Source organism: Acidimicrobiales bacterium (genome assembly GCA_035512495.1).
GTDB lineage: Bacteria > Actinomycetota > Acidimicrobiia > Acidimicrobiales > CADCSY01 > DATKDW01.
Genome location: DATKDW010000017.1, coordinates 11,883 through 37,761 on the forward strand (window position 1 = coordinate 11,883; position 25,879 = coordinate 37,761).

The window sequence follows — 25,879 nt, forward strand, 5'->3', positions numbered from 1 at the left end:
GGCTCGCCATCCTGGTCGCCTTCACCCTCCAGGTGCTGCTGGTCCGCTGAGAACCCCTGGCGGCAGGCTGTCCGGTCGCGCCCCTAAGGTTCCCCCATGCCCGCAGACCTCTTCGACGGCTACGCCCACGAGGGGTTCTTCGACGAGGCGTTCACCGCGAGCGGCGAGGTTCGGCCCCACTACCGCGACCTCTTCGCCCGCCTCGGCGACATCACCCACGAGGACCTGGCCCGGCGCGAGCGGCTCCGCGACGCCGCCTTCCGGTCGGCCGGGATCACCTTCACGGTCTACGGCGAGGCACAGGGCGTGGAGCGCACGTTCCCGATGGACCTGCTGCCGCGCATCATCCCGGCCGACGAGTGGGACCACATCGAGACGGGTCTGATCCAGCGGGTCACGGCCCTGAACCGCTTCCTCAACGACCTCTACCTCGGCGACCGAGCGGTCCTCCACGACCGCATCGTCCCCAGCTGGCTGCTGCTGAGCGCCAGCGGCTTCTGCCGTCAGGCGTTCGGCGTGCCCGTCCCGCAGGCGGCGCACTGCCTGGTGGCGGGCATCGACCTGGTGCGCGACGCCGAGGGCACCTACCGGGTGCTCGAGGACAACCTGCGCAACCCCAGCGGCATCTCCTACGTGCTCGAGAACCGGGCCGCCATGACCCGGGTGCTGCCGCGGGTCTTCGGGAAGATGGCGGTGCGCCCCGTCGACCACTACGGGGCTTCGCTCCTGCGGGCGCTGCGCCACACCGCACCGCCGTCGGCCGGCAACCCCAACGTGGTGGTCCTCACCCCGGGCTCCTACAACAGCGCGTTCTTCGAACACGCCTTCCTCGCCCGCCAGATGGGTGTGGAGCTGGTGGAGGGCCGCGACCTCGTGGTCGACGAGCACGTCGTCTACATGCGCACCACCAGGGGCCTCGAGCGCGTCGACGCCATCTACCGGCGGATCGACGACGACTTCCTCGACCCGGTGGTCTTCCGGCGCGACTCCACCCTCGGCGTGCCGGGGCTCATGGCGGCGGCGCGTGCCGGGAACGTGACAATCTCCAACGCCATGGGCAACGGCGTGGCCGACGACAAGGCCGTCTACGCCTTCGTCCCCGAGCTCATCCGCTACTACCTGGGAGAGGAGCCCATCCTCGCCAACTGCGAGACCTACCTCCTGTGGGACGCCGACCAGCGCAAGGCGGTGCTCGACCGCCTCGACGAGCTGGTGGTCAAGCCGGTGGCCGAATCGGGTGGCTACGGCATGTGCATCGGCCCGCACGCCACCGACGAGGAGCTCGCCACCATCGCCAAGCGGATCGAGGCCGACCCGCGCGGCTACATCGCCCAGGAGGTGGTGTCGCTGTCGAGGCACCCCACGCTCATCGACGACCACCTCGAGGGCCGCCACATCGACCTGCGGCCCTTCGTCATCTCCGGCGACCGGGTCGAGGTCATCCCCGGGGGGCTCACCCGGGTGGCGCTTCGCAAGGGCTCGCTCGTGGTCAACTCCAGCCAGGGCGGCGGCTCGAAGGACACCTGGGTCCTCGCCGGGGACGGGGGGTCGCGCTGATGCTGGCCCGCCACGCCGAGAGCCTCTTCTGGGCCGGGCGCTACGTCGAGCGCGCCAGCGACACCGCCCGCATGCTCGACGTGACCTACCACGGCCTGCTCGAGTCGCCTCCCCAGGAGGTCCAGCGCGCCTGGCTCGACCTGCTGGAGGTGCTCGGTACCGGCCCGTCGTTCGCCGCCCGCCACGCCGACGACGTGAGCGAGGCCACGGTCAGCCGGTTCCTCGCCATCGACACCGACAACCCCGGCTCGGTGGTCTCGCTGGTGGGGCGGGCCCGCGAGAACGTGCGGTCGGTGCGGGAGCTGGTCTCTACCGAGATGTGGGAGGCGGTCAACGCCTTCTACCTCGAGCTCGGTGGCCACGACCTGACCTACGACATCGAGAACCAGCCATCGCAGCTGTACTCCATGGTCAAGGGTCGCTGCCAGGCGGTGGCCGGCTCGGCGGTCGAGACCATGCCCCACGACGACGCCTGGCGGTTCATGATGCTCGGCTGGATGATCGAGCGGGCGGAGATGACGCTGCGCCTGCTCGACGTGCGCTACCTCCAGCTGGCCGACCTCGACCCCCAGTCCGGCTTCCACCACTGGATCGGTGTGCTCAAGTCGGCCTCCGCGGCAGAGGCCTACCGACGCGCCTACTCGCTGTCGATGGACCGCGCCGACGTGGTCGAGTTCCTGTTGCTCTCCGAGGGCTTCCCCCGCAGCGTGCTGTGGTGCCTGCGATCGGCGGAGGAGAACCTCGGTCTCCTCTGCAACCCCGGGCGCCTCTCCCGGGCCCAGCGCGTGCTCGGCCGCATCCGGGCCGACCTCGAGTACTGCGACGTCCACGAGCTCATCAGCGGTGACCTCAACGCCTTCCTGCGCGCCACCCTCGGCCACGTCCGGCGGGTGGCCGAGCTGCTCGCCCTCGAGCTGTTCCGCAACGCCGACGAGTTCGACCTCCACGCCCTGGAGCACTCCTAGATGCGCCTCGACATCCGCTACCGCTGCACCTTCGAGTACGCCGACCTCGTCCGCCACAGCCAGAACGAGCTGCGCGCCTGCCCGGCGTCCGACCCCCACCAGAGCCTGGTGAGCTACCGGGTCACGACGACGCCCTCGGCGCGCGTCTACTCCTTCGACGACTACTGGGGGACCAGGGTCGACACCTTCGGGATCCGCGAGCCGCACATCCTCCTCGAGGTGGTGGCCGAGGCGTCGGTGGAGACCCGGCCGATGCCGCTGCTCACGTCGTCGCCCCGGATGGACCGGCTCCTCGACCCCACCTTCCTCGACGAGCACCTGGAGTACCTCCAGCCCACCGCCCACGCCGACTGGGGCGCCGGCGTGGCCGGGGAGGCCCGCCGCCAGCAGGAGCTGATGGGCTCCGACGTGATCAGCGTGGTCCTGGCCCTGCACCGCCGGGTGGGCGGCACCATGACCTACGTCCCCGGCTCCACCTACGTGGGGGTCGGTGTCGAGGAGGTGATGGCCACCGGGGAGGGCGTCTGCCAGGACTTCGCCCACCTCGCGGTGGCCATGTGCCGCAGCGTCGGCATCCCCGCCCGCTACGTCTCGGGCTACCTCTTCACCCGGTCCGACGAGACCGGGGCCGACACCGATGCCGACGTGGTGGAGGTGCAGACGCACGCCTGGTTCGAGGCGGCTGTCCCCGGCGTGGGGTGGCTGGCCCTCGACCCGACCAACGGACTCGAGGTGGGCATGCGCCACGTGAAGATCGGCCACGGGCGCGACTACGACGACGTCCCCCCGCTGCGGGGGATGTACTCCGGAGGGGGGGCCGCCCAGCTGGAGGTGGCGGTGGAGATGCGACGGCCGCCATCCAACGTCATGCCCCAGCCGTCGCCGTGGGCGCCGCACACCACCATCAGCAGCCAGCAGGAACAGCAGCAACAGCAGATCGGCACCCGCTCCTCGACGCGGTCGGGTTCGCGCCGGCGGTGAAGGGGTACACCCAAGGCACTCCTACGAAGGGAACCGTGCCATGGGAATCGTCGTCCTCCTGCTGATCCTCGCCTTGATCTTCGGAGGCGTCGGTCTGCTCGTCGAGGGGCTGTTCTGGCTCCTCGTCATCTCCCTCGTGCTGCTCGTCGTCGGCGCCGTGTTCGGCTTCCGAGGACGCGGCTCCGCCGTCTGACCACCTCACCGTCCGACCGCAGACGTTGCCGGGCCCTCGGGCCCGGCAGCGTCGCGTCCGGGATCGTCTTGCACGTCCGTGGCGGCCGCCCGGCAGGGAGCCGCGGGCGGCCGGGTACCCTGAGCCGCGAGCCGAGACGAGTCCGGGAGGCAGGCGCAGCGTGGCCGAGCAGTTCGATGTCGTGATCATCGGTGGTGGCCCCGGTGGGTACGCCGCCGCCCTCTACGGCGCCGCCGCCGACCTCCGGATCGCCATGATCGAGAAGGACAAGGTCGGGGGGACCTGCCTCAACCGCGGCTGCATCCCCGCCAAGGAGCTCCTCGAGACCGCCAACGTCTTCCGCCAGGTGGCCGGCGCGTCGGCGTTCGGCGTCGAGGCCGGCGAGCCCACCGTCGACTACGCCGCCACCATGGCCCGCAAGACCAAGATCGTCGACGGGCTGGTGAAGGGCCTCACCGGCCTCCTCGAGGCCAAGAAGGTCACCACCTTCGCCGGCACCGGGACCTTCGAGGGCGGCGGCAAGGTCACCGTCACCGCCGACGACGGCACCACCACCGACCTCGTCGGCAACAGCGTGGTCCTCGCCAGCGGCTCGGTGCCCCGCACCATCCCCGGCTTCGAGGTCGACGGCCGCTTCGTGCTCACCTCCGACGAGCTCACCCAGGACATGGTCGACCTGCCCCGCTCGGCGGCGGTGATCGGCGGCGGCGCCATCGGCTGCGAGTTCGCCTCCTACCTGAGCGACCTCGGCGTGTCGGTCACCGTGCTCGAGGGGCTGCCGAAGATCCTCCCCGGCTGCGACGTCGACGTGGCCAACGTGGTGCTGCGCAGCTTCAAGAAGCGCAAGATCGACGTGCGCACCGGCGCCAAGGTCACCGGCCACACCCCCGGCACCGACACCACCACCGTCCACCTCGACGGCGCCGACGACGTCGAGGTCGAGCGGGTGATCGTGTCGGTGGGCCGCCGCCCCCTCTCGGACAGCCTGGGCCTCGACGGCACCGGCGTCGAGGTCGACGAGCGCGGCTTCGTCAAGGTCGACGGCAGCTGCCGCACCACCGTTGAGGGCGTGTGGGCGGTGGGCGACCTGGTCGCCACCCCTCAGCTGGCCCACATCGGCTTCATCGAGGGCATCAACGCCATCAAGGACATCCTCGGCGAGCGCCCCGCGCCGGTGGAGTACGACAAGGTCCCGTGGTGCATCTACTGCCACCCCGAGGTCAGCTTCGTCGGCCACTCCGAGGAGTCGGCCCGGGAGGCCGGCTTCGACGTGGTGGTGAGCAAGCACCAGTACCGCGGCAACGGCCGGGCCCTGATCGTGGGCGAGACCGACGGCCTGGTGAAGGTGATCGCCGCCAAGGGTCCCGACGGCCGCGCCGGGCAGATCCTCGGCGTGCACATGGTCGGACCGTGGGTGACCGAGCAGCTCGGTCAGGCGTACCTGGCGGTCAACTGGGAGGCGTCGGTCGACGAGGTCGCCGAGCTGATCCAGCCCCATCCGACGCTGTCCGAGCTCTTCGGCGAGACCGTGCTCTCGCTGACCGGCCGGGCCCTGCACGGCTAGCCCGCCACACCCGACACGCGCAGAGGAGAGGACCCGGTCCGATGGCCGACATCACGATGCCCCAGCTGGGGGAGACCGTCACCGAGGGGACGATCACCCGTTGGTTCAAGGAGGTGGGCGACCAGGTCGAGGAGGACGAGGTCCTCTTCGAGGTCTCCACCGACAAGGTCGACTCCGAGGTGCCGTCCTCGGCCGCCGGCACCCTCACCGAGATCCTGGTGCAGGAGGGTGACACCGTCGACGTGGGCACCCGCCTCGCCGTCATCTCCGACGGCGACGGGGGTGGCGGCGAGTCGGCTGCCGCCGGAGCCGCCGGGTCCGGGGACGCCCCGGCCGAGGATGGCGGCGCCGACGACGAGGCGCCGACGGACGACGCCGCGGTGGCTCCGGCCGCCGAAGCCGCAGAGAAGACCGAGGGCGAAGACGATGCCCCGTCCGCCACGAGCACCGCCGGTGAGCAGGCACCGGCGAGCGACGCCGCCACCGGTGAGCCCGACGGGTCGGCCGCCGGCCGCCTCCTGTCGCCGGTCGTCCGGCGCCTGGTCGCCGAGCACGGCCTCGACCCCTCCTCGATCGAGGGCACCGGCGCCGGTGGGCGGATCACCCGCAACGACGTGCTCGCCGTCGTCGAGCGCGAGGGCGGAGGCGCCGCCGAGCCCAAGAGGGCCGCTCCCTCGGCCACGCCCGCGCCGGCGGCCACCGAGCCGGGCGCCGGCCCGCGACGGGCCGAGCCCATGCCCCTGGCAACGGCTGGCGAGCGCGACGAGGTCGTGCCGCTGTCCAACATCCGCCGCCGCACCGGTGAGCACCTGGTCCGCTCCCTGGCCACCTCGGCCCACACCCTGGTGGCCATCGAGGTCGACTACGACAACCTCGACAAGGTGCGCCAGCCGGCCCGGGCCTCGTTCAAGGACGAGGAGGGCATCAGCCTCACCTACCTGCCCTTCATCACCCGGGCTCTCGTCGACGCCATCCGCGAATTCCCCCACGTCAACTCGTCGGTGGGCGACGGCGAGCTGATCGTCCACCACGACGTCAACGTCGGCATCGCCGTCGACATGGACTTCGAGGGCCTCATGGTGCCGGTCGTCCGCGGCGCCGACGGCAAGCGGCTGCGGGCGCTGGCGCGCGAGATCGCCGAGCTCGCCGCCCGCACCCGGGACAAGCGCCTGGGTCCCGACGACATCGCCGGCGGCACGTTCACCATCACCAACCCCGGCCCGTTCGGCACCTTCGTCACCTACCCGATCATCAACCAGCCCCAGGTGGCGATCCTGTCCACCGACGGGGTCAAGAAGCGCCCCGTCGTGGTCGAGGCGGCCGACGGCAGCGACGCGATCGGCATCCACCCGACGGGCACCCTGGCGCTGTCGTTCGACCACAGGGCCTTCGACGGCGCGTACGCGGCAGCGTTCCTCGCCAAGGTGAAGGAGATCCTCGAGACGCGGGACTGGGCGGCGGAGCTCACGTAGTGCTGCGCGCCCGCTGGCTCGGCACCGTTCCGTACCGGGAGGCCCTCGACCTCCAGCGGGGGCTGGTGGCGTCGTCGGCCGACGATCACCTCCTCCTGCTCGAGCACCCGCACGTCTTCACCCTCGGTGTGCGCGCCGATGCTGCCAACGTGCTCGTGCCGCCGGCGTCGGTCGGCGCCGACCTCGTTCACGCCGACCGGGGTGGCGACGTCACCTACCACGGCCCCGGCCAGCTGGTGGGCTACCCGCTCCTGCACGTGCCGGGCAAGCGGGGCGGCGGGATGGCCGACACCGTCGCCTACGTGGCGTCGGTCGAGCAGCTGGTCATCGACGTGCTCGGTGACCTGGGCCTGCCTGGGGCGGGCCGCTTGCGGGGGCTGCCCGGCGTCTGGGTCGACCCCGACAGCGACGCGCCTCGCAAGGTGGCCGCCATCGGGGTGCGGCTGTCGCGGGGGCGCTCCATGCACGGCTTCGCCGTCAACGTCGACCCCGACCTGGCCATGTTCGGCCACATCGTCCCGTGCGGCATCAGCGACCGAGCGGTGACCTCCCTGGCGGTCGAGGGGCTCGACGTGGCCATGCGCGAGGTCGTCGACGCCGTGGTGGCGCGGGCGGCCGAGCGGTGGGGCGGAGGGGTCGTCGAGCGCCAGGACGTGGTGTGGCGCCACCTCGACACCGACCTGTCGGCGTTCTCGCGGGGGCTCGGCCCCGGCCCGGTGGCCGCCGCGGTCGACCCTGAGGCCGCCCCGGCCGCGCCCGCACCCGGAGCCCCGGTGCGCATCGGCCGCCGGCTGGCGGAGGCCGGCGTGGTGCAGGGCCTCACCATCGGGGAGCGCAAGCCCGCCTGGCTGCGGGCCAAGGCCAGGATCGGGCCCGACTACCTCCGGTTGGAGCAGACCATGCGCGAACTCTCGCTGGTCACCGTCTGCGAGGAGGCGGGCTGTCCCAACATCTACGAGTGCTGGGCCGACGGCACCGCCACGTTCATGATCAACGGCGAGCGCTGCACGCGGAAGTGCGGGTTCTGCCTGGTCGACACCCGACACCCCGAGCCGCCCGACCTCGGGGAGCCCGAGCGGGTGGCCGAGGCCGTGGCGCGCATGGGGCTGGCCCACGCGGTGGTGACCACCGTGGCCCGCGACGACCTCGACGACGGCGGCGCCGCCGGCTTCGCCGCCACCATCGAGGCCATCCGCCGCCGCTCACCCGCCTGCGCGGTCGAGGTCCTGATATCCGACCTGCAGGGCGACGCCACTTCGCTCCAGGCCGTCCTCGACGCCCGGCCCGACGTGGTCAACCACAACCTCGAGACCGTGGCACGCCTCCAGCGGGCGGTGCGGCCCTCCGCCGGCTACGCCCGCTCGCTGACGGTGCTGGCCCGCGCCAAGGCGGCGGGCCTCACCACCAAGTCCAGCCTCATCGTGGGCATGGGGGAGACCGACGACGAGGTGGTGGGCGCCCTCGGCGACCTCGCCGGCGTGGGGACCGACATCGTCACCATCGGCCAGTACCTCCGGCCCACCGCCAACCACCTCCCGGTGGCGAGGTGGGTCGAGCCCGCCACCTTCGAGACGCTGGCGGCGGCGGGGGAGTCGCTCGGCATCGGTCACGTGGAGGCGTCGCCCCTCACCCGGTCGAGCTACCACGCCCGTCAATCGGCAGCCGCCGTGGGGCTCGACGGGACCCGTCGCCGATCGGATCCTTCCCAGCCCTCCTCCGTCGGGCCGGGCCCCTTCCATCGGCGCCACCCGCTCGCGGGCGTGTAGAAGGTCGGCCTTCGGCCGGCCTCTTCTTCAGGGGCTCGACGGGGCCCGTGCCGCCGTAGACGCGGTCTGACCGGCACCCCCCCGGCGTTCGGGCACCAGAACCGCGCCGGAAGGTGGCGCGATCCTGGTGCCAGAACGATGTGTCTCAGGGTGTGGCTGCCTCCTCGGCGGTGGCGCGCTCGGCGCGGGACTCGATGAAGAAGGCGCCGAGGGTGGCGGCCACCGAGGCGAAGACCACCACGGCGTAGGCGCCGAGCACGAGGCTGAGCAACCGGCCGAGGAGGGTGGCGGGGTCGAGGACGAGGTTGCCGCTGATGGCGATGTTGGCCGCCCACCAGAGGGAGTCGCCGAGGGAGGCGCCGCCCTCACCCGCCCCGCCCTCGATGAGGTAGTGGAGCTGGCCGCCGGAGAAGACCACCACGGCCGAGACGACCGAGAGGAACGAGATCCGGCCGCCGAGGAGCGACTGGGCGGTGCCGATGGCCCGGTACGAGGAGCCGACCACGCGCGCCGCCGGCAGCGCCCGCAGGACGCGCACGGCCCGAACCACGCGCAGGACCCGCAGGATGGGAAGGAGGAGGAAGATGATCGAGGGCCAGCGCCGCCGCAGGAAGCGCAGGGGGTGCCCCGAGACCACCAGCTTCAGGACGAGCTCGACGACGAAGAGGCCCCAGATGATGTTGCCCGCCAGCGTCAGGTCGTCGCGCTGTCGGGCCGGCGCCACAAGCTCGTAGGCCACCAGGCCCGCCCACACGATGGCCAGCACCGCCATGGGGATGTCGAGGCGCCGCTCGAGGATCGCGGCGAGGCGCTCCCGGTTGGTGGCCTCCTCGTCGGGGTCCGGGTCGATGGTCATCGGCGTGCCCACGTTGACGACACTGCCCGCCAAACGGCCGCAGGACGCGGATCCCAGTGTCCGGTCCTGGGAGACTGGGCGGTGGAACTCGTGACCACCGCACCCCAGCGTGTTCTGGCACCAGAACCGCGCTGCTTTCCGGCGCGATCCTGGTGCCAGAACGATGGTGTCTACGTGGTGGAGGGGCAGACGTCGGCGGGGGTGACCGCGGGGAGGCCGTCGATGCTGGCGGCGTTGCGGGTGGCGTGGTACTCGGCGACACCCTCGGGCCCGCGCTTCTCGGCCCACTCCACGAGCTGCTCCCGCTCACCCTCGTAGGAGTAGAGCGGGATGCTGAAGCCGCAGGAGCTGGAGATCCGGTCGAGGTGCACGACGATCACGGCGCGGGTCCCGGGCAGGGTGGGGAACCGCGCTGCCAGCGCCTCGAAGGCGTCGTCGGCCGGCAGGACGGCTTCGCCCCGGCCCTGGAGGCGGACGATCTTGGGCTGGCCCTCGAACGCGCAGAACATCAAGGTGATGCGGCCGTTCTCCCGTACGTGGGCGATGGTCTCCACGCCACTGCCGGTGAGGTCGAGGTAGGCCACCGTGTGCTCGTCGATCACCCGGAAGCTGTCGTAGCCCTTGGGCGACAGGTTGACGTGGCCGTCAGCGGCCAGCGGCGCGGTGGCGACGAAGAACAGGTGCTGGGCCTCCACGAAGTCGCGGTGGGCGGCGGTCAGCTGGTCGTAGGACTTCCCCATGCCGAAAGGCTACGACGGACCGGTCGGTGGCGACGGCACGTTCGGTGGGCGGCAGGGCACGACCGTAGGCTGGCCGCCATGTACGCCGAGCGCCAGGTCCGGGCACGGGAGCGGATGGAGGCTCTCGGCATCGACACCCTCCTGATCAGCGTGGGGGCCGACCTCCCGTGGCTCACCGGGTACGAGGCCATGCCCCTCGAGCGCCTCACCATGCTGGTGGTGCCACGCGAGGGCGACGCCACCCTCGTGGTCCCCCGCCTCGAGGCGGCACGGGTGGAGGGGCGCCCCGAGGCGTTCACCCTCCTGCCGTGGGGCGAGACCGACGACCCCATCGAGATCGTCGCTGGGCTGTGCGGCCGGCCGGCGACCGCGGCCGTCGGCGATCGCACCTGGGCCCGTTTCCTCGTCGACCTGCAGGCCTCGATGCCGGGCACCGCCTGGCGCAAGGCCAGCGAGGTCACCAGCCCGCTCCGCTCGATCAAGGACGCCGCCGAGGTGACGGCCCTGCGCCGGGCTGCGGCCACCGCCGACCGGGTGGTCGCCCAGCTGCAGGCGGGCGAGGTGCCCCTCGTCGGTCGGACCGAGCACGAGGTCGCCACCGAGATCCGCCGCCGGCTGGTGGAGGAGGGTCACGTCCGCCCCAACTTCGCGATCGTGGCCGCCGGCGCCAACGCCGCCAGCCCCCATCACGAGCCCGGCGACCGGGTCATCGCCGCGGGCGAGGTGGTGCTGTTCGACATCGGGGGGACGATGCCCGACGGCTACTGCTCCGACATCTCCCGCTGCGTCTGGACCGGGGGCGAGCCCGACCCCCAGTTCCGCGACCTCTACGCCGTGCTGCAGGCGGCGCAGTCCGAGGCGGTCGACGCCGCCACCGTCGGCACGCCGTGCGAGGACGTCGACGGCGTGGCCCGCCGGCTCATCACCGAGGGCGGCTACGGACCCCAGTTCATCCACCGCACCGGCCACGGCATCGGCCTCGAGGAGCATGAGGACCCCTACCTGGTGGGCGGCAACTGCGAGGCGCTCGCCCCCGGCCACGCCTTCTCCATCGAGCCGGGCATCTACGTCGAGGGCCGCTGGGGGGCACGCATCGAGGACATCGTGGTGGCCGCCGAGTCCGGGCCCGAGCCGCTCAACCGGTGCTCACACGACCTGATCGTGGTGGACGCCTGATGGACCTAGGGATCGAGGGCCGGGTGGCGGGCTTCTGGCACCAGGATCGCGCCGGATCTCGCAGCGTTTCTGGTGCCAGAACGAGGGAGGAGCGCTGATGGACCTCGGGATCGAGGGGCGGGTGGCGCTGGTCACCGCATCGTCGAAGGGCCTCGGCCGGGCGTCGGCCGAGGCGCTGGCCGCCGACGGGGCGCGGATGGTCATCTGCGCCCGGGGCCGTGAGGCGCTCGACGAGACGGCGTCGGCCATCACCGCCGCCGGCGGCGAGGTGCTGCCGATCGTGGCCGACGTGACCGATCCGGCGGTGCCGGCCGAGCTGGTGGCGGCCGCCGTCGAGCGCTGGGGTCGGCTCGACATCGTGGTGGGCAACGCCGGAGGCCCGCCGCCCGGTGCCGCCCTCGACGTCGACGACGATGCCCTTGGCGCAGCCATCAACGCCAACCTGCTCACGTCGGTGCGGCTGGTGCGCGCCGCGGTGCCCCACCTGCGGGCCAACGGCTGGGGCCGGATCTGCCTGATCACGTCGTCGTCGGTCCGCCAGCCCATCCCGTTCCTGGCACTGTCGAACACCGCCCGCGCCGGGCTCTGGGGGTGGGCCAAGACCGCGGCGCAAGACCTGGTTTCCGACGGCATCACCCTCAACCTGGCCTGTCCCGGCCTCCACGCCACCGACCGCGTCCGCCAGCTCGGGGGCGGCTCCGACGGCGGCGGCCGCCCCATTGGCGACCCGGGAGACTTCGGCAAGGTCGTGGCCTTCCTCTGCTCCGAGCCCGCTGGCTACATCAGCGGCACCGCGGTGGGCGTCGACGGCGCCTCGGTGGCCGGCCTGCTCTGAGGGGCGCGGGTGGGGCGGCGTGCGGTCCCCCCCCAGGGCTTCTGGCACCAGAACCGCGCTGCCTGACGGCGCGGTTCTGGTGCCAGAACGGGGTGGGGTGGGGAGGGGGGGCTCCGGTCAGGCGGCGTCGGCGCGGGTGATGATCGTGCAGCTGGACTGGAGCCACTCGAAGAAGGCGTCGCAGCTGCCGCCGAGGCGGTACTCGACCTCGTCGACGGTACCGAACTGGAACACCGTGGCGTTGAGCTCGGCCAGCAGGGCGGCGCTGCCGGCGCTGGTGCTGGCGTTGGGGATGAGGTCGGGCAGCGACGGGTCGAGGTCGACCACCGCCCGGCCGTCGGCCACGGTGACACCGAGCAGGGCGCCCGCCGTCTCCTCGGAGAACCAGGAGCTGAAGCCGTCGGCGCGCTCGTCGGCGGTGGGGCCGGCCAGCAGCGCATCGAGCGAGGCGCGTAGGACGCCGGGTGACGCCGGCACCGCCCGCAGGGTGACGGCCACCTCGCCCGGCTCCTCGCAGGTGAAGAACACCTCGACCACCATCTGGTCGCTCGTCACGGCGGCATCGGAGGCCGGGCAGGACGCCTCGTTGGCAGGCACGGTGGTCGCCGACGGGTCCGAGCCGGGCACATCGTCATCGTCGACACCAGCGACCTCGCCGTCGTCGAAGGTCATGCGAACAACCGTGGCCTCCTGGACGGTGCCGTCCTTGGCGGAGTCGGTGAAGACCACAAGTGCACCGCCCGGCGCGGTGGGCCGCTCGATGGTGAACGTGGCCTCGAATGGCCCGAGCTCGCCCATGGAGCCGCCGGTGGTGAAGGTGGCGCCGAGCGACTCGCCGGCCCCCATGCCGTGCTGACGGACCTCCAGCTGGATGGTGCCCTCGAAGGCGGTCGACGTGCCGGTCGCAGTCACCTCTCGGTCGACGGCCGCTCGGTCCCCGGCGGTGAAGAACACCGTGGTCGTGACGCGCACCTCGGGGATGCTGGCGGCGCGAGCGCCGGTCACGAACCACCCGCCCTGGTCGAGACGCCGCATCCCCACGGTGGTCTTCAAGGGCGAGTCGGGCTGGGAGCGGAGGACCACCCCGCCGGCCTCAGACGTCTCGCGCTCGCCCACCGGGACGGACCAGGGTCCTTCGAAGCCCTCCTCCACCACCGGGTCGGGGAAGCCGAGGTAGGTGCGGGCGAAGTCGACGGCGGTGGCCTCGGGGTCGGTGTAGTCGACCTCCGCGCTGCCGTGGAAGCCGTCTCCGGGGCCGACGCCCGGCTCGTACCTCGCCGCCGCCTCGCGGGTGGTGAAGGGCCAGATGCCGTCGAAGCGCTCGCCAGTGGGCTCGCCGGTCGCGGGCGGCGGGACCTCCACCCCGGACGTGGGCGAGGTGGCCACCGGGCCGGTCTCGACCGAGGTCGGGTCGTCGCCGATCATCGGCACGGCCACGAAGGCGACGGCGGCCATCGCGGCGACGGCGAGGCCAGCCCACCCGGCGGTGCGGAACCGGCGGCGTCGCTGTGCGGCGGCCACGCCGGACTGGATCGCCGCCCAGCTGTCGTGGCCGGGCTCGACCCGGTCGGCTCGGGCGCGCAGAGCGCGTCGGAGGCGGTCGTCGGTGCTCATCGCTGGTCCTCCAGCATGGTCTCGAGTGCGGCGAGGCCGCGGTGCACGTGGGTCTTGATCGAGCCGCGGCTGACGACCATGGCGTCGGCCATCTCGGCTTCGGAGAGGTCGAGGTAGAAGCGCAGCACCAGCGCCTCGCGCTGGCGCTCGGGGAGCAGCGCCAGCGCGGCGAGCACCCGGTCGTGCTCGCGGGCCTCCATGGCGCCGGCCTCGGCCGAGGGAGCGGTGCCGGGCGCGGGGGCAGGGTGGCGGGCGGCGGACTGGCGGCGGCGCATCCGCGACCGGGCCCCGTTGAGCACGGCGGTGCGCAACCAGGCGTCGGCGGCCTCGACCCGGCGCAGGCGGCCCCAGCCGACCTGGAGCGAGACGAAGGCGTCCTGGACGACCTCCTCGCTGGCGCCCACGTCGTCGAGCAGGAGGGCGGCCAGGCGGACCAGGTCGCGGTAGTGGGCCTCGTGGAGGGCGGCCACGGCCGAGGCGGCCGAGGTCTCCTCGCTCACCCCTCGTAGTGCCATCGCGTCCATCATCACCCCTACAGACGCCGTGACCCCGGATCCGGTTGACACGCCCGCCCCGGCGACTTCGCGGCCGTCGGAGCGCGCCGGTACCGTCGTCGCGTGATCCGCCTCGACGCCGCCACCGTGCTGCTCCAGTGGTCGGTCGGCGGGCTGTTCTTCCTCTGGGTCACGACCCGGCACCGGGAGGTGGGCCTCGGCTACGGCTGGCTGATGCGGGCGACGTTCCTGGTGCTGGCGCTGGGCGCGGTGGCCGCCGGGACCGCCTTCCACCCCCTCGCCCTGCGCGACGCCGCCGCCGTCGGGGTGGCGGTTGCCGCCGGCGTGGCCCTAGTCGTCTCGGTGGTCCGCCGCCGGGCCGGGGTGGCCGGCCAGCACGAGCACACGGAGCGCCGTGAGGCCCGGGTGGCGGCCATGACCGGCATCGACCGGGCCGCGACCACGCGCGACCCGGAGGCGGCGGAGTTCCCGCCGTGGCTCGACCTGGTGGCGCCCGCCATCGGCGTCGTCGGCCTCGCCGCGGCGGCCGTCGACGCCGGTGACCCGGCCCTGGCCCTGCTGCGCACCTTCGTGGGCGCCCTGTTCCTCGGCGCCGTCACCGATGCCATGCTCCTCGGGCACTGGTACCTCGTGCAGCCGGGGATGAGCCGGACCCCGCTGCTCGAGCAGGTGCGGTGGCTCACCGTCATCTGGCCGCTCGAGGTGATCGCCCTCCTGCTGCCCACCGGGATGCTGTCGGTCCTGAACGGCACCATCGCCGACGGCTACAACGGCCTGCTCGGGTGGTTCTGGGTGGCGTGCGCCGTCGCCACGATCGTCCTGTGCGTCGCCACCAGGGCGGCGCTGCGGGAGCGCTACTACTCGGCGGTGATGGCCGCCACCGGCCTGCTCTACCTGGCCATCCTCACCGCGTTCGGGACCGACCTGGTGGCCCGGATCCTCCTCTCGCCCTGACCCTGGCGCCCGGCGCACCCGTGGCGCCCGGACGGTTCGCCGGGCCCGAGCCGATAGCCTCGACGGCGACATGTGTGGCTTCGCCGGAGAGCTCCGACTCGACCACCAGCCCGCCGACGCGGCGGTGGTTGCCCGCATGGCGGGCACCATGACCGACCGGGGCCCCGACGGCGTGGGCCTCTGGCAGCAGGGCCCGATCGCCATCGGGCACCGGCGCCTCAAGGTGATCGACCTCACCGACCACGCCGCCCAGCCGATGGTCGACGCCGAGCTCGGGCTCACCATCGCCTTCAACGGCTGCATCTACAACTACCCGAAGCTGCGCGACGAGCTCCGCCAGGCGGGCTACCGGTTCTTCTCCACCGGCGACACCGAGGTGCTCCTCAAGGCCTACCACCACTGGGGCGACCGCTTCGTCGACCACCTCCACGGCATGTTCGCCTTCTGCATCGTCGAGCGCGACAGCGGCCGGGTGCTCCTCGGCCGCGACCGCCTCGGCATCAAGCCGCTCTACACCGCCGAGGTCGGCCGGTCGCTGCGCTTCGCCTCCACCCTGCCGGCGCTGGTGGAGGGCGGCGGCGTCGACACCACCGTCGACAAGGTGGCGCTGCACCACTACCTGAGCTTCCACGCGGTGGTGCCCGCGCCTCACACGATCATCGAGGGCGTCCGCAAGGTGCCGCCGGCCACGATCCTCGCCATCGAGCCCGACGGCCGACAGCACGCGACCACCTACTGGGAGCCGTCGCACCGCCGCCGCTCCGAGCACGCCGGCATGAGCGAGCGCGACTGGGAGGACGCGATCCTCGACGCCCTGCGCCTGGCGGTGCAGCGCCGGCTGGTGTCCGACGTCCCCGTCGGCGTCCTGCTCTCCGGGGGGCTCGACTCGAGCCTCATCGTCGGTCTCCTGGCCGAGGAGGGCCAGCACGGCCTCAACACCTTCAGCATCGGCTTCGAGGCGGTCGGCGGGCGCTCGGGCGACGAGTTCGTCTACTCCGACGTGGTGGCCCAGCGCTTCGAGACCGACCACCACCAGCTCCGCATCACCGACCGCATGCTGCCCGCCCTCGACGGCGCCATCGCGGCGATGAGCGAGCCCATGGTGAGCCACGACGCGGTGGCGTTCTACCTCCTGTCGCAGGAGGTGGCCAAGCACGTCAAGGTCGTGCAGTCCGGACAGGGCGCCGACGAGGTCTTCGCCGGCTACCACTGGTACCCGCCCATGACCGAGGTGGCCGACGGCGACCTCGAGGCGACCATCGACACCTACGCCCGGGCCTTCGTCGACCGGCCCCACGAGGCCATGGCCGAGCTGGTGGCGCCCGAGTGGCAGGTCGAGCTCGACGCCAGCCGGGCCTTCCTCGCCCAGCACCTGGGCAAGGGCGATGCCGACACCGCCGTCGACGCCGCCCTCCGGCTCGACACCCAGATCATGCTGGTCGACGACCCCGTGAAGCGGGTCGACAACATGACCATGGCGTGGGGGCTCGAGGCCCGGGTGCCCTTCCTCGACCACGAGCTCGTCGAGCTGGCCGCCGCCTGCCCGCCCGGCCTCAAGCTGGCCCACGAGGGCAAGGGCGTGCTCAAGGAGGCGGCCCGCCGCGTCATCCCCCACGAGGTGATCGACCGGCCCAAGGGCTACTTCCCCGTGCCGGCCCTCACCCACCTCGAGGGCCCGTACCTCGAGCTGGTGACCGAGGCCCTGCGCGCGCCGGCCGCCCAGGACCGCGGGCTGTTCCAGGCCGACGCGGTCGACGCCCTCCTCCGCAACCCGAACGACGAGCTGACGCCGCTGCGGGGGAACAAGCTGTGGCAGCTCGCCCTCCTCGAGCTCTGGTTCCAGTCCCACGGCATCAAGTAGCCACTCCCGCGGGTAGCACCGCTCCCACACGCCGCCGACCCAGGACGCATCACCGATGACACCTCCCACGGTCTCGGACGCCGACAGCGACGACCACCCCGGCGGCGAGGCGGTGACGGCTCACGACGTCGCGCTCGAGTGCGGCTGGGGCCGTCTGGTCTTCGGCCAGACCTTCGACGACGGCGACGCGCTGGCGGCGGTGCTGCGCAGCGAGGAGCTCGGCCAGCGCGACATCTGCCTGTACCACCCCGAGCCCCACGTGCTGGTCAGCCGCGACCCCGGCCAGCTCTTCGTCGACCCCTCCCACACCTACCGCCGTCGGCTCGACATCGTGGCCGACGAGGTCGAGCGGTGTGACGCCCCGGGGGTGCGGGTGCGCCTCTTCGAGGGTCACGACGACGCCGAGGCAATCAACCGCATCTACACCGCGGCGGGCATGGTCACCGCCCCGCCCGGCGTGATGGAGGCCAACCACACCTCGCCGGCGTTCCACTACCTGGTGGCGGAGGACACCCTCACCGGCGAGGTGATCGGCACCGTCACCGGCATCGACCACCACGAGGTCTTCGGCGACCCCGAGCACGGCACCAGCCTCTGGTGCCTCGCCGTCGACCCCCAGTGCCTCCGGGCGGGCGTGGGCGAGGCCCTGACCCGGGAGCTGCTCGTCGAGCTCCAGTCGAGGGGCCGGCGCTTCTGCGACCTCTCGGTGATGCACGACAACCTTCCCGCCATTCGCCTCTACGAGAAGCTGGGCTTCGAGCGGGTGCCGGTCTTCGTGGTCAAGCGGAAGAACCCGATCAACGAGCCGCTCTTCGTGGGGCCCGTCCCCGGCGACATCGAGGCGCTCAACCCCTACGCCCGCATCATCGCCGACGAGGCCCGGCGCCGGGGGATCTTCGTCGACGTGATCGACGCCGAGGGCGGGTTCCTGCGCCTCAGCTACGGCGGGCGCGAGGTGGTGACGCGCGAGTCGCTGTCCGAGCTGACGTCGGGCGTGGCGGTGAGCTGGTGCGACGACAAGCGGGTCACCCGGCGGATGCTCGACCGCGCCGGCCTGTCGATCCCCGAAGGCGTGTCGGCCTCCACGCCCGAGGACGACGCCGCCTTCCTCGACAAGGTGGGCGAGGTCGTGGTCAAGCCGGCCCGCGGCGAACAGGGCCGGGGCATCACGGTGGGCGTGACCGACCCCGACCACCTCGAGCGCGCCGTGGTGGCGGCCCGGTCGCACTGCCCCGAGGTGCTCATCGAGCGTCGCCACCACGGAGAGGACGTGCGGGTGGTGGTCATCGGCCACGAGGTGGTCGCCGCCTCCGTCCGGCGCCCGGCCACCGTCATCGGCGACGGTCGTCACACCGTCGAAGAGCTCATCAAGGCGCAGAGCCGGCGGCGGGCCTCTGCCACGGGGGGCGAGTCGACCATCCCTCTCGACGACAGCACGGTCGAGACCGTTGTGGCGGCCGGCTGGTCGCTCGACCACGTGCTGCCCGAGTCGATGCCCCTCGAGGTGCGCCGCACCGCCAACCTCCACACCGGCGGGACCATCCACGACGTCACCGCCGACCTCCACCCCGCGCTGGCCGAGGCCGCGGTCACCGCCAGCCGGGTGCTCGACCTGCCGGTGACCGGCCTCGACCTGCTGGTGACCGCCGTCGACCAGCCCGAGTACGTGATCATCGAGGCCAACGAGCGACCCGGCCTCGCCAACCACGAGCCCCAGCCCACCGCCGAGCGCTTCGTCGACCTGCTCTTCCCCTCCACCCGTGCCCTGCCGCGGGGGTGGGACCCGTCCAACCACGGTCGCACCGTCGCCGGCCAGCAGCGCCACCACGCCGGTTGACGCCCGGCCGCCGCCTACCATCGGGCGTGATGCCCCCCAAGCTGCTCCCGATCGACATGGACTACGTGCAGGAGATCATGGTCCACCTCCTGCGGACGCCCTCCCCCAGCGGGCGCACCGACGCCGTGATGCAGTTCATCGGCGACGAGATCAAGCGCCTGGGCATGCCCTTCGTGCTCACCCGGCGGGGAGTCCTCCAAGCCGAGCTGGCGGGCGAGGCGGGGGCGGCCACCGCCGACCGGGCCGTCGTCGTCCACGCCGACACGATCGGGTGCATGGTGTGCCGCCTCAAGGAGAACGGCCGCCTCGAGGTGGTGCCGATCGGCACCCACAGCTCCCGCTTCGCCGAGGGGGCACGGGTCACGATCTTCGTCGACGACCTCGAGACCACCTACAGCGGCACGATCCTGCCGCTCAAGGCCAGCGGCCACCGCTACGGCGACGAGGTCGACACCCAGCCCGTCGGGTGGGACCACGTCGAGGTCCGCATCGACGAGCAGGTGTCGACCGCCGCCGACGTCGCCGCCCTCGGCATCCACGTCGGCGACTTCGTGGCCTTCGAGGCTCACCCCTCGATCACGCCCTCGGGCTACGTCCGCTCCCGCCACCTCGACGACAAGGCGGGCATCGCCGGCGCCCTCGGCGCGTTCAAGGCGCTCATCGACCACGGCATCCGCCCGCCGGTCAACGCCCACCTGGTGGTGACCATCGCCGAGGAGGTCGGCCTCGGCGCCAGCTCGGGCCTCGACGCCGACATGGCCGAGATGCTCTCCATCGACACCGCCGTGGTGGCCCCCGGGCAGACCTCCACCGAGCACACGGTCAACATCTCCATGGGCGACTCCACCGGGCCGTTCGACTACCACCTGGCCCGGCGCCTGCTCCACCTGTGCCGGGAGCACGAGATCGACCACCGCCGCGACGTCTATGGCCATTACCGCTCCGACGCCGCCTCGGCCCTGGAGGCCGGCGCCGAGACCCGCGCCGTCCTCATCGGCTTCGGCATCGACGCCAGCCACGGCTGGGAGCGCACCCACCTCGACGGCATCCGCCGCATGGCCGAGCTCGTCGCCGTCTACCTCCAGACCGACCTCACCTTCGAGGCCTGGGACGCCAGTCGCACCGGCATCCTCGAGGACTTCCCCAGCACCAGCGTCCAGCCCGCCGAGGAGCAGCCCCCGGTCTGAGGGCGGGTGTGGGCTTCTCATGGCGGTTTCTTTCGGTTCGGGAGCCCACGCGGCCCAGGAGCGGAAGGAACCGCCACGAGACCGAGCGTCCGAGATCAGGACGGGTGGGTCACCGGTTGGCCGTCGTCGGGGGCTTGGTCCCTGGCCATGGCGTCGGTGCCCATGGCCTCGTAGCGGCCCCACTCCGATGCCAGCGACCAGCGGAGCTGGCGGGCGCCGCCGAGGTGATCGCGGGGGAAGCGCACCACGAGCTCGGCGCCGACGTGGGTGATGTCGACCCCGTCGTCGTCGCCGAAGCGGGCGCCGGTGGGACCGAAGTACCCCGGCCCCCACCCGCCGTCGCCCAGGTTGAGCCAGATCTCGTAGTCGATCCGGCCGTCGCCGTCGACGTCGAAGAAGCTGGCCACGTTCATGGTGTGCTCGTCGTCGGGTGCGGTGGCGGGCACCTCGGCGGCCAGGCGGATGCGCAGGTCGACGGCGTCGCCGGCGATGGTGAGGGTGCCGCCGGCCAGGTCGGCCCACGCCGGCCGCGGGGCGGTGGTCACCGCCGGGGTCGGGTCGCGCACCGGGTCGGTCATCGACGACGTGGTCGCCGGCCGCTCCGCCCGCGCCGCGGTGTCATCACCTGGGTCCCCGGGCAGGAGCTCGCTCGGGTCCTCGCCGTCGTCGCCGGGCGGAGGCGCCGTCGAACCGGCGTCGGGAGCACTCGGGTCCTCGGACGGCCCGTCGTTCCCGGACCCCGACCCATCGGGATCGTCGTCCGGCGTCGACTGCCCTTCTGAGCCGGCCGGTTCGTAGGTCGGGGTGAGGGCGTCCCGCGGGTCGGCGAGCTGTTCGTCGTCGCCACCTGGCGAGCACGCCGACAGGACGGCGAGGAGCACGACCACCAGCGCTCGACCTCTCATCGGCCAGACCGTAACCGGCGCCCCGCTCGGTGACAGGACCCGTGAGCCCCTTACCGTGCTACGAAGTACTTGGCCCTCGGGTGGTGGCAGATGATGGCCGAGGTGGTCTGCTCGGGGTGGAACTGGTAGCCCGTCTCCTCGCTCACCTCGAGGCCGATGCGGTCGGCGCCGAGGAGCTCGGCGACCTTGACGTTGTCCTCGAGGTCGGGACACGCCGGGTAGCCCCACGAGTAGCGCCCGCCGCGGTACTGCTGGCGGAACAGACCCTGGAGGCTGGGCCCGTCCTCGTCTGCGAAGCCCCACTCCTCGCGGATGCGGCGGTGCCACAGCTCGGCGAGGGCCTCGGCCATCTCGACCCCGATGCCATGGAGCAGCAGGTACTCGGTGTAGGCGTCGGTGGCGAACAGCTCGGCGGTGGCCTCGGAGACCGCGGCGCCCATGGTCACGATGTGGAACGCCGCGTAGTCGGCCTCGCCGGACGACACCGGCCGGAAGAAGTCGGCGATGCAGAGGAACGGGTCCTCGCGCTGGCGGGGGAACGAGAAGCGTGTCTGCTCCTCGGTGCGGGTGTCGTCGGTGTAGAGCACCAGGTCGTCGCCATCGGCGTTGGCGGCGAACCAGCCGTAGACCACCTGGGGCACGAGCACGCCCGACGCCTTGGCCTCGGCCAGCTTCTCGCGCAGGATCGGCCGGACGCGGTCCTTGAAGGCGGCGTCGTCCTCGCCCTTCTGGGGCCGGAACATCCACTGGTTGCGGAACAGCGCCGTCTCGTTGATGTAGTCGGCGATCTCGTCGATGGCGATGCCCTTGACGACGCGGGAGCCCAGGAACGGCGGCTTGAACACCTCGTTGTCGACGGCGACCTCGGGCGAGCGCTCGGGGACCTCGACGTCGGGGATGACCCGTTGGCTGCGCCGCGGGGGCAGGTTGCGCCCACCGGGCTCGCGGCCGAAGGCGGGGTCGTCGGTGCCGCTGCGGGTCATGTCGCGCAGCTGGTCGAGGGTGCGCAGGCCCTCGAAGGCGTCCTTGCCGTAGAACAGGCGGCCGTCGTAGACCTCGCGCAGGTCGCGCTCGACGTAGGTGCGGGTGAGCGCCGCCCCGCCGAGCAGCACGGGGATCTCGGCCATGCCCCGGGTGTTGAGCTCCTCGAGGTTCTCGCGCATGACCAGCGTCGACTTCACGAGCAGGCCGCTCATCCCGATGGCGTCGGCCTTGACCTCGGCGGCCTTGGTGATCATCTCGGCGATGGGGATCTTGATGCCGAGGTTGTGCACGTCGTAGCCGTTGTTGGTGAGGATGATGTCGACCAGGTTCTTGCCGATGTCGTGGACGTCGCCCTTCACCGTGGCCAGCACGATCGTGCCCTTGCCGCCCTGGTCGGCCTTCTCCATGTGGGGCTCGAGGTGGGCGACGGCGGCCTTCATGGTCTCGGCCGACTGGAGCACGAACGGCAGCTGCATCTCGCCGGCGCCGAAGCGGTCGCCCACCACCTTCATGCCCGCCAGCAGCACGTCGTTGACGATGGTCAGGGCGGTGAGCCCACCGGTGAGGGCCTCGTCGAGCTCGGCCTCCAGCCCGTCGCGGTCGCCGTCGATGATGCGCGACTCCAGTCGCCGCTCGATCGACCAGCCGGTCTTGTCCTCGCCGCTGCCGCGCAGCTCGGCGGCGGTCACGCCCTCGAACAGGGCGAGCAGCTCCTGGAGGGGGTCGTAGGCGTCTTCTCCGTTCGCCACGGAGGCGGGGCGCCGACGGTCGTAGATGAGGTCGAGGCAGATCTCCTTGGCCCGCTCGTCGATCTTGGCCATGGGGAGGATGCGGGCGGCGTGGACGATGGCGGCGTCGAGGCCGGCCTGGACGCACTCGTGGAGGAAGACCGAGTTGAGGACGTGGCGTGCGGCGGGGGTGAGCCCGAAGCTGACGTTGGAGAGTCCGAGGATGGTGGACACCCCGGGCAGCTCGGCCTTGATGCGGCGGATGCCCTCGATGGTCTCGATGCCGTCGCGGCGGCTCTCGTCCATGCCGGTCGACAGCGGCAGGGCCAGCGGGTCGAAGATCAGGTCGCTCGGCTCGAGGCCGTAGCGCTCCACCGCGAGGTCGTGGATGGCCTTTGCCGCCCGCAGCTTCCACTCGGCGGTGCGGGCCTGGCCCTCGGTGTCGATGCAGGTGGCCACCACGGCGGCGCCGTACTCGCGCGCCAGGGTGAGGAAGCGGTCGAAGCGGGTGCCGGGCGCGTCGCCGTCCTCGAGGTTGACCGAGTTGAGGATGGCCTTGCCGCCCAGCCACTGCAGGCCGACCTCGATGACCTCGGGCTCGGTGGAGTCGAGCATCAGGGGCAGGCTGGCCTGGGTGGCGAAGCGCGACGCCACCTCCTCCATGTCGGCGGAGCCGTCGGCGCCGGTGTAGTCGACGCACACGTCGAGCACGTGGGCGCCCTCGCGCACCTGCTCCTTGGCCATGGCCACGGTGGTGTCCCAGTCGCCGGCGAGCATGGCTTCGCGGAACATCTTCGAGCCGTTGGCGTTGGTGCGCTCGCCCACCACCAGGAAGCTGGCGTCCTGGCGGAAGGGGACCGCGGTGTACAGCGACGTTGCCCCCGGTTCGTGGCGGGGCTCGCGGGCGGCGGGGGTGAGGCCGGCGCAGCGCTCGACCACGGCGGCGAGGTGCGCCGGCGTGGTGCCGCAGCAGCCGCCGATCACGCTCACGCCGAGGTCCGAGACGAAGTGCTCGAGGTGGTCGGCCAGGCCCTCGGGGGTGAGGTCGTAGTGGACCGCCCCGTCGACGACCTCGGGCAGGCCGGCGTTGGGCAGCGCCGAGATCGGCATGCGGGCGTGCGCGCTGAGGTGGCGGAGGTGCTCGTGCATCTCCGTGGGGCCGGTGGCGCAGTTGAGGCCGATGACGTCGGGGCGCATGGCATCGAGGGCCAGCAGGGCGGCGCCGATCTCGGTGCCGGGGAGCATGCGGCCGGTGAGCTCGATGGTGACCTGCACCTGGATGGGTACCTGGCGCTGCAGCGTGGCCATGGCCCGGCGGCAGCCGATCATCGCCGCCTTGACGCCGAGCAGGTCGAACTGCGTCTCGACGAGGAACAGGTCGACCCCGCCCTCGAGCAGGCCGTGGGCCATCTCCTCGTAGCGGTCGCGCAGCTCGGCGAACCGGATGTGGCCGAGGGTGGGCATCTTGGTGCCGGGACCGATGGAGCCCGCCACCCAGCGGGGCCGGTCGGGGGTCGACGCCGTATCGGCCGCCTCCCGGGCGATCTGCGCCGACTTCAGCGACAGCTCGTGGGCCCGGTTGGCGATGCCGTACTCCGCCAGCGGCACGGCGAAGGACCCGAAGCTCGCCGTCTCGATGGCGTCGACGCCGACCGCGAGGAACTCGTCGTGCATGGTGCGGATGACGTCGGGGCGGGTGTCGACGAGGATCTCGTTGCAGCCCTCGAAGGCCGGGCCGCCGAAGTCGTCGGCGGTGAGGTCGCGGTCCTGCACCCAGGTGCCGAAGGCGCCGTCGAAGATGACGACCCGCTCGCGTGCCGCATCGAGGAAGTCCACCGCGCCAAGGCTACCGAGGGCCCTGGTCGGCCCCGCCATCGATTCACGGCCGGGCGCCCGCCAGGTACCACGGGGCGGCGACGGGGATCTGCACCCGGACGGGCAGCTCCATCACCTCGCCGGCGTGCACGTCGTAGGCGAACAGGCGTGAGTCGGTCCCCCGCCCGCCCCGCGGTGTGGGTGAGGCGACGAAGTGGCTCCCATCGGCCGACCAGGCCACCTCCGGCCCGACCGTCACCTCGGTCACCCGGCTGCGGGCGGTGGCGAGGTCGGTGACGACGTAGCGGGGGCGGGGGTCGGCGCCGTCGGTCGACGACGCCACGTGGACCATCCAGCGACCACCGGGCGCCACCGAGCCCGGCGCCAGCCGGGCCCCGGCGCCGTCGGGTGCGGGCACCCGCCGCTCGACGCGGTTGGCCAGGTCGACCAGCACCACCTCGCAGCTGGGGCTGCACTCGTCGAGCTGGACCACGGCGAGGGTCCCGCCGCCGGCCGCCAGGACCATGGCCGGGCGGGCGACGGTGGCCACCGGCACCTGGCCGTGGGTGTCGGGGTCGACCAGCACGTAGGTGAGGCCGTCGTCGCCGGCGTCGACGGTCGTCACCAGCCGGTGCTCGTCGTCGCCGCTGTCGGCGAAGGGCGGCGCCTCGCGCGGAAAGGTGCCGGTCGTTCGGGTGAGGACGGAGCCGTCGACGCCACGCTCCTCGAGCGCCACCTCCCTGCCGGTGGCCGGGCCGGCTCCGTGGTCGTCGTCGACGTCGGTTACCACCCACACCGCGCCGTCCCGGGCAGAGGCGAAGACGGCGGGCTGGGGGACGTCGGAGGCCACCGGGCCGAGGTCGACCGTCGGGCCGCCGGCGAGGGGCACGGCGTGGACCCGGCCCGACCACGAGGCCACGAGGTGGCCGCCGGTGACGGCGCCGAGGCGGGGCAGCGTCGTGCCACCCGCCAGGTCGGGCAGCAACCGCGACGTGACGCGGCCGGCGTCGACGTCCACCACCCACAGGTCACCGCCGGCGACGACCAGGGCCACGACGAGGCCGGCCTCGCCCGCCGGCCACGGTGCCTCCCGCAGGGCGACCACCTCGACCTCGGGTGCCTCGGTGGTGGTGGTCACCGGAGGTACCCGTTGCTCGGGGTCGTCGTCGTCCTCGTTCCCTTCGTCATCGCCGAGGGTGACCATGGCGGCGATCGCCACGAGGGCGACCAGCGCAAGCACCGCCATCGGGCTCCGGCGCCGGTCGAGCGCGGGGTCCCGGTCGGCGGGCGGGCGGGTCGTCGGCACTGCGGCCGAGGCTACGCACCCCCGGTGCGAGTCCGTTCTCGTGACGCTTGCTGCCGCTGCTGACGGTC

20 protein-coding genes are annotated in these 25,879 nt (G+C 72.6%); 13 read left to right on the forward strand and 7 right to left on the reverse strand.

Going from position 1 to position 25,879, the window contains the following annotated elements:
• The first annotated feature begins 96 nt into the window (after positions 1-96).
• The 7 genes from VMN58_01535 to lipA all read left to right on the forward strand — a co-directional run bounded on the left by VMN58_01535 (position 97) and on the right by lipA (position 8,498).
• On the forward strand, positions 97-1,557 hold the full coding sequence (locus tag VMN58_01535) for a circularly permuted type 2 ATP-grasp protein (protein ID HUF31872.1): 1,461 nt from the start codon (positions 97-99) through the stop codon (positions 1,555-1,557).
• Complete coding sequence (locus VMN58_01540; GenBank protein HUF31873.1) at positions 1,557-2,522, forward strand: alpha-E domain-containing protein; 966 nt, start codon at positions 1,557-1,559, stop codon at positions 2,520-2,522. The genes VMN58_01535 and VMN58_01540 overlap by 1 nt, the downstream gene beginning before the upstream one ends.
• Positions 2,523-3,503, forward strand: coding sequence for a transglutaminase family protein (locus tag VMN58_01545; GenBank protein ID HUF31874.1), 981 nt, complete (start codon positions 2,523-2,525; stop codon positions 3,501-3,503).
• Positions 3,504-3,543: 40 nt separating this feature from the next.
• Positions 3,544-3,696 carry a hypothetical protein gene (locus VMN58_01550; GenBank protein ID HUF31875.1) on the forward strand — a complete coding sequence of 51 codons (153 nt, stop codon included), beginning with the start codon at positions 3,544-3,546 and terminating at the stop codon, positions 3,694-3,696.
• A gap of 160 nt (positions 3,697-3,856) precedes the next feature.
• Positions 3,857-5,260 (forward strand): dihydrolipoyl dehydrogenase, encoded by a 1,404-nt coding sequence (gene lpdA / locus VMN58_01555; GenBank protein ID HUF31876.1) that lies wholly within the window; start codon positions 3,857-3,859, stop codon positions 5,258-5,260.
• Positions 5,261-5,301: 41 nt separating this feature from the next.
• Entirely contained in the window at positions 5,302-6,732 is a 1,431-nt protein-coding gene (locus VMN58_01560; protein ID HUF31877.1) for a dihydrolipoamide acetyltransferase family protein, read from the forward strand.
• The gene (gene lipA, locus VMN58_01565; protein HUF31878.1) at positions 6,732-8,498 is read left to right on the forward strand and encodes a lipoyl synthase; all 1,767 of its coding nucleotides are present in this window, start codon (positions 6,732-6,734) and stop codon (positions 8,496-8,498) included. The genes VMN58_01560 and lipA overlap by 1 nt, the downstream gene beginning before the upstream one ends.
• A 145-nt stretch (positions 8,499-8,643) precedes the next feature.
• On the opposite strand, the gene VMN58_01570 is transcribed toward lipA, so the two are convergent.
• Positions 8,644-9,366 (reverse strand): ion transporter, encoded by a 723-nt coding sequence (locus tag VMN58_01570; GenBank protein ID HUF31879.1) that lies wholly within the window; start codon positions 9,364-9,366, stop codon positions 8,644-8,646.
• A 158-nt stretch (positions 9,367-9,524) separates the two neighbouring features.
• A complete protein-coding gene (locus VMN58_01575; GenBank protein HUF31880.1) occupies positions 9,525-10,094 on the reverse strand; it encodes a pyridoxamine 5'-phosphate oxidase family protein in 570 nt (189 codons plus the stop codon).
• Between the two features lie 78 nt (positions 10,095-10,172).
• Here VMN58_01575 and VMN58_01580 point away from each other — a divergent pair, with 78 nt between their 5' ends.
• Both VMN58_01580 and VMN58_01585 read left to right on the forward strand, forming a co-directional pair.
• Positions 10,173-11,270, forward strand: coding sequence for a Xaa-Pro peptidase family protein (locus VMN58_01580; GenBank protein ID HUF31881.1), 1,098 nt, complete (start codon positions 10,173-10,175; stop codon positions 11,268-11,270).
• Between the two features lie 97 nt (positions 11,271-11,367).
• On the forward strand, positions 11,368-12,105 hold the full coding sequence (locus tag VMN58_01585; protein ID HUF31882.1) for an SDR family oxidoreductase: 738 nt from the start codon (positions 11,368-11,370) through the stop codon (positions 12,103-12,105).
• A gap of 117 nt (positions 12,106-12,222) precedes the next feature.
• Here VMN58_01585 and VMN58_01590 read toward each other — a convergent pair whose 3' ends face one another.
• Complete coding sequence (locus VMN58_01590) at positions 12,223-13,719, reverse strand: Gmad2 immunoglobulin-like domain-containing protein (GenBank protein ID HUF31883.1); 1,497 nt, start codon at positions 13,717-13,719, stop codon at positions 12,223-12,225.
• On the reverse strand, positions 13,716-14,234 hold the full coding sequence (locus VMN58_01595) for a SigE family RNA polymerase sigma factor (GenBank protein HUF31884.1): 519 nt from the start codon (positions 14,232-14,234) through the stop codon (positions 13,716-13,718). The genes VMN58_01590 and VMN58_01595 overlap by 4 nt, the downstream gene beginning before the upstream one ends.
• Positions 14,235-14,336: 102 nt before the next feature.
• Here VMN58_01595 and VMN58_01600 point away from each other — a divergent pair, with 102 nt between their 5' ends.
• The 4 genes from VMN58_01600 to VMN58_01615 all read left to right on the forward strand — a co-directional run bounded on the left by VMN58_01600 (position 14,337) and on the right by VMN58_01615 (position 20,073).
• On the forward strand, positions 14,337-15,188 hold the full coding sequence (locus VMN58_01600) for a hypothetical protein (protein HUF31885.1): 852 nt from the start codon (positions 14,337-14,339) through the stop codon (positions 15,186-15,188).
• A 70-nt stretch (positions 15,189-15,258) separates the two neighbouring features.
• Positions 15,259-17,049 (forward strand): N-acetylglutaminylglutamine amidotransferase, encoded by a 1,791-nt coding sequence (locus tag VMN58_01605; GenBank protein ID HUF31886.1) that lies wholly within the window; start codon positions 15,259-15,261, stop codon positions 17,047-17,049.
• A gap of 55 nt (positions 17,050-17,104) precedes the next feature.
• Complete coding sequence (gene ngg, locus VMN58_01610; GenBank protein HUF31887.1) at positions 17,105-18,886, forward strand: N-acetylglutaminylglutamine synthetase; 1,782 nt, start codon at positions 17,105-17,107, stop codon at positions 18,884-18,886.
• A 29-nt stretch (positions 18,887-18,915) separates the two neighbouring features.
• Positions 18,916-20,073: an osmoprotectant NAGGN system M42 family peptidase gene (locus VMN58_01615; GenBank protein ID HUF31888.1), complete on the forward strand. Its 1,158-nt coding sequence runs from the start codon at positions 18,916-18,918 to the stop codon at positions 20,071-20,073.
• Positions 20,074-20,168: 95 nt separating this feature from the next.
• Here VMN58_01615 and VMN58_01620 read toward each other — a convergent pair whose 3' ends face one another.
• Genes VMN58_01620 through VMN58_01630 form a run of 3 tightly spaced genes read right to left on the reverse strand, consistent with a single transcriptional unit; the run spans position 20,169 to position 25,811 of the window.
• A complete protein-coding gene (locus VMN58_01620) occupies positions 20,169-20,978 on the reverse strand; it encodes a hypothetical protein (GenBank protein HUF31889.1) in 810 nt (269 codons plus the stop codon).
• Positions 20,979-21,028: 50 nt separating this feature from the next.
• A complete protein-coding gene (metH, locus tag VMN58_01625) occupies positions 21,029-24,526 on the reverse strand; it encodes a methionine synthase (protein ID HUF31890.1) in 3,498 nt (1,165 codons plus the stop codon).
• 43 nt (positions 24,527-24,569) lie between these two features.
• Positions 24,570-25,811, reverse strand: a complete 1,242-nt coding sequence (locus tag VMN58_01630; protein HUF31891.1) for a hypothetical protein — start codon at positions 25,809-25,811, stop codon at positions 24,570-24,572.
• Positions 25,812-25,879: the final 68 nt, after the last annotated feature.

Excerpts from the sequence above, each read along its gene's own strand:
- VMN58_01580 (HUF31881.1), top strand. The coding sequence starts at position 10,173 with ATGTACGCCGAGCGCCAGGTCCGGGCACGGGAGCGGATGGAGGCTCTC.
- VMN58_01575 (HUF31880.1), bottom strand. The coding sequence starts at position 10,094 with ATGGGGAAGTCCTACGACCAGCTGACCGCCGCCCACCGCGACTTCGTG.
- ngg (HUF31887.1), top strand. The coding sequence starts at position 17,105 with ATGACACCTCCCACGGTCTCGGACGCCGACAGCGACGACCACCCCGGC.
- VMN58_01620 (HUF31889.1), bottom strand. The coding sequence starts at position 20,978 with ATGAGAGGTCGAGCGCTGGTGGTCGTGCTCCTCGCCGTCCTGTCGGCG.
- VMN58_01550 (HUF31875.1), top strand. The coding sequence starts at position 3,544 with ATGGGAATCGTCGTCCTCCTGCTGATCCTCGCCTTGATCTTCGGAGGC.
- VMN58_01535 (HUF31872.1), top strand. The coding sequence starts at position 97 with ATGCCCGCAGACCTCTTCGACGGCTACGCCCACGAGGGGTTCTTCGAC.
- VMN58_01540 (HUF31873.1), top strand. The coding sequence starts at position 1,557 with ATGCTGGCCCGCCACGCCGAGAGCCTCTTCTGGGCCGGGCGCTACGTC.
- VMN58_01585 (HUF31882.1), top strand. The coding sequence starts at position 11,368 with ATGGACCTCGGGATCGAGGGGCGGGTGGCGCTGGTCACCGCATCGTCG.
- VMN58_01590 (HUF31883.1), bottom strand. The coding sequence starts at position 13,719 with ATGAGCACCGACGACCGCCTCCGACGCGCTCTGCGCGCCCGAGCCGAC.
- VMN58_01560 (HUF31877.1), top strand. The coding sequence starts at position 5,302 with ATGGCCGACATCACGATGCCCCAGCTGGGGGAGACCGTCACCGAGGGG.
- VMN58_01615 (HUF31888.1), top strand. The coding sequence starts at position 18,916 with ATGCCCCCCAAGCTGCTCCCGATCGACATGGACTACGTGCAGGAGATC.
- VMN58_01605 (HUF31886.1), top strand. The coding sequence starts at position 15,259 with ATGTGTGGCTTCGCCGGAGAGCTCCGACTCGACCACCAGCCCGCCGAC.
- VMN58_01595 (HUF31884.1), bottom strand. The coding sequence starts at position 14,234 with ATGGCACTACGAGGGGTGAGCGAGGAGACCTCGGCCGCCTCGGCCGTG.
- VMN58_01545 (HUF31874.1), top strand. The coding sequence starts at position 2,523 with ATGCGCCTCGACATCCGCTACCGCTGCACCTTCGAGTACGCCGACCTC.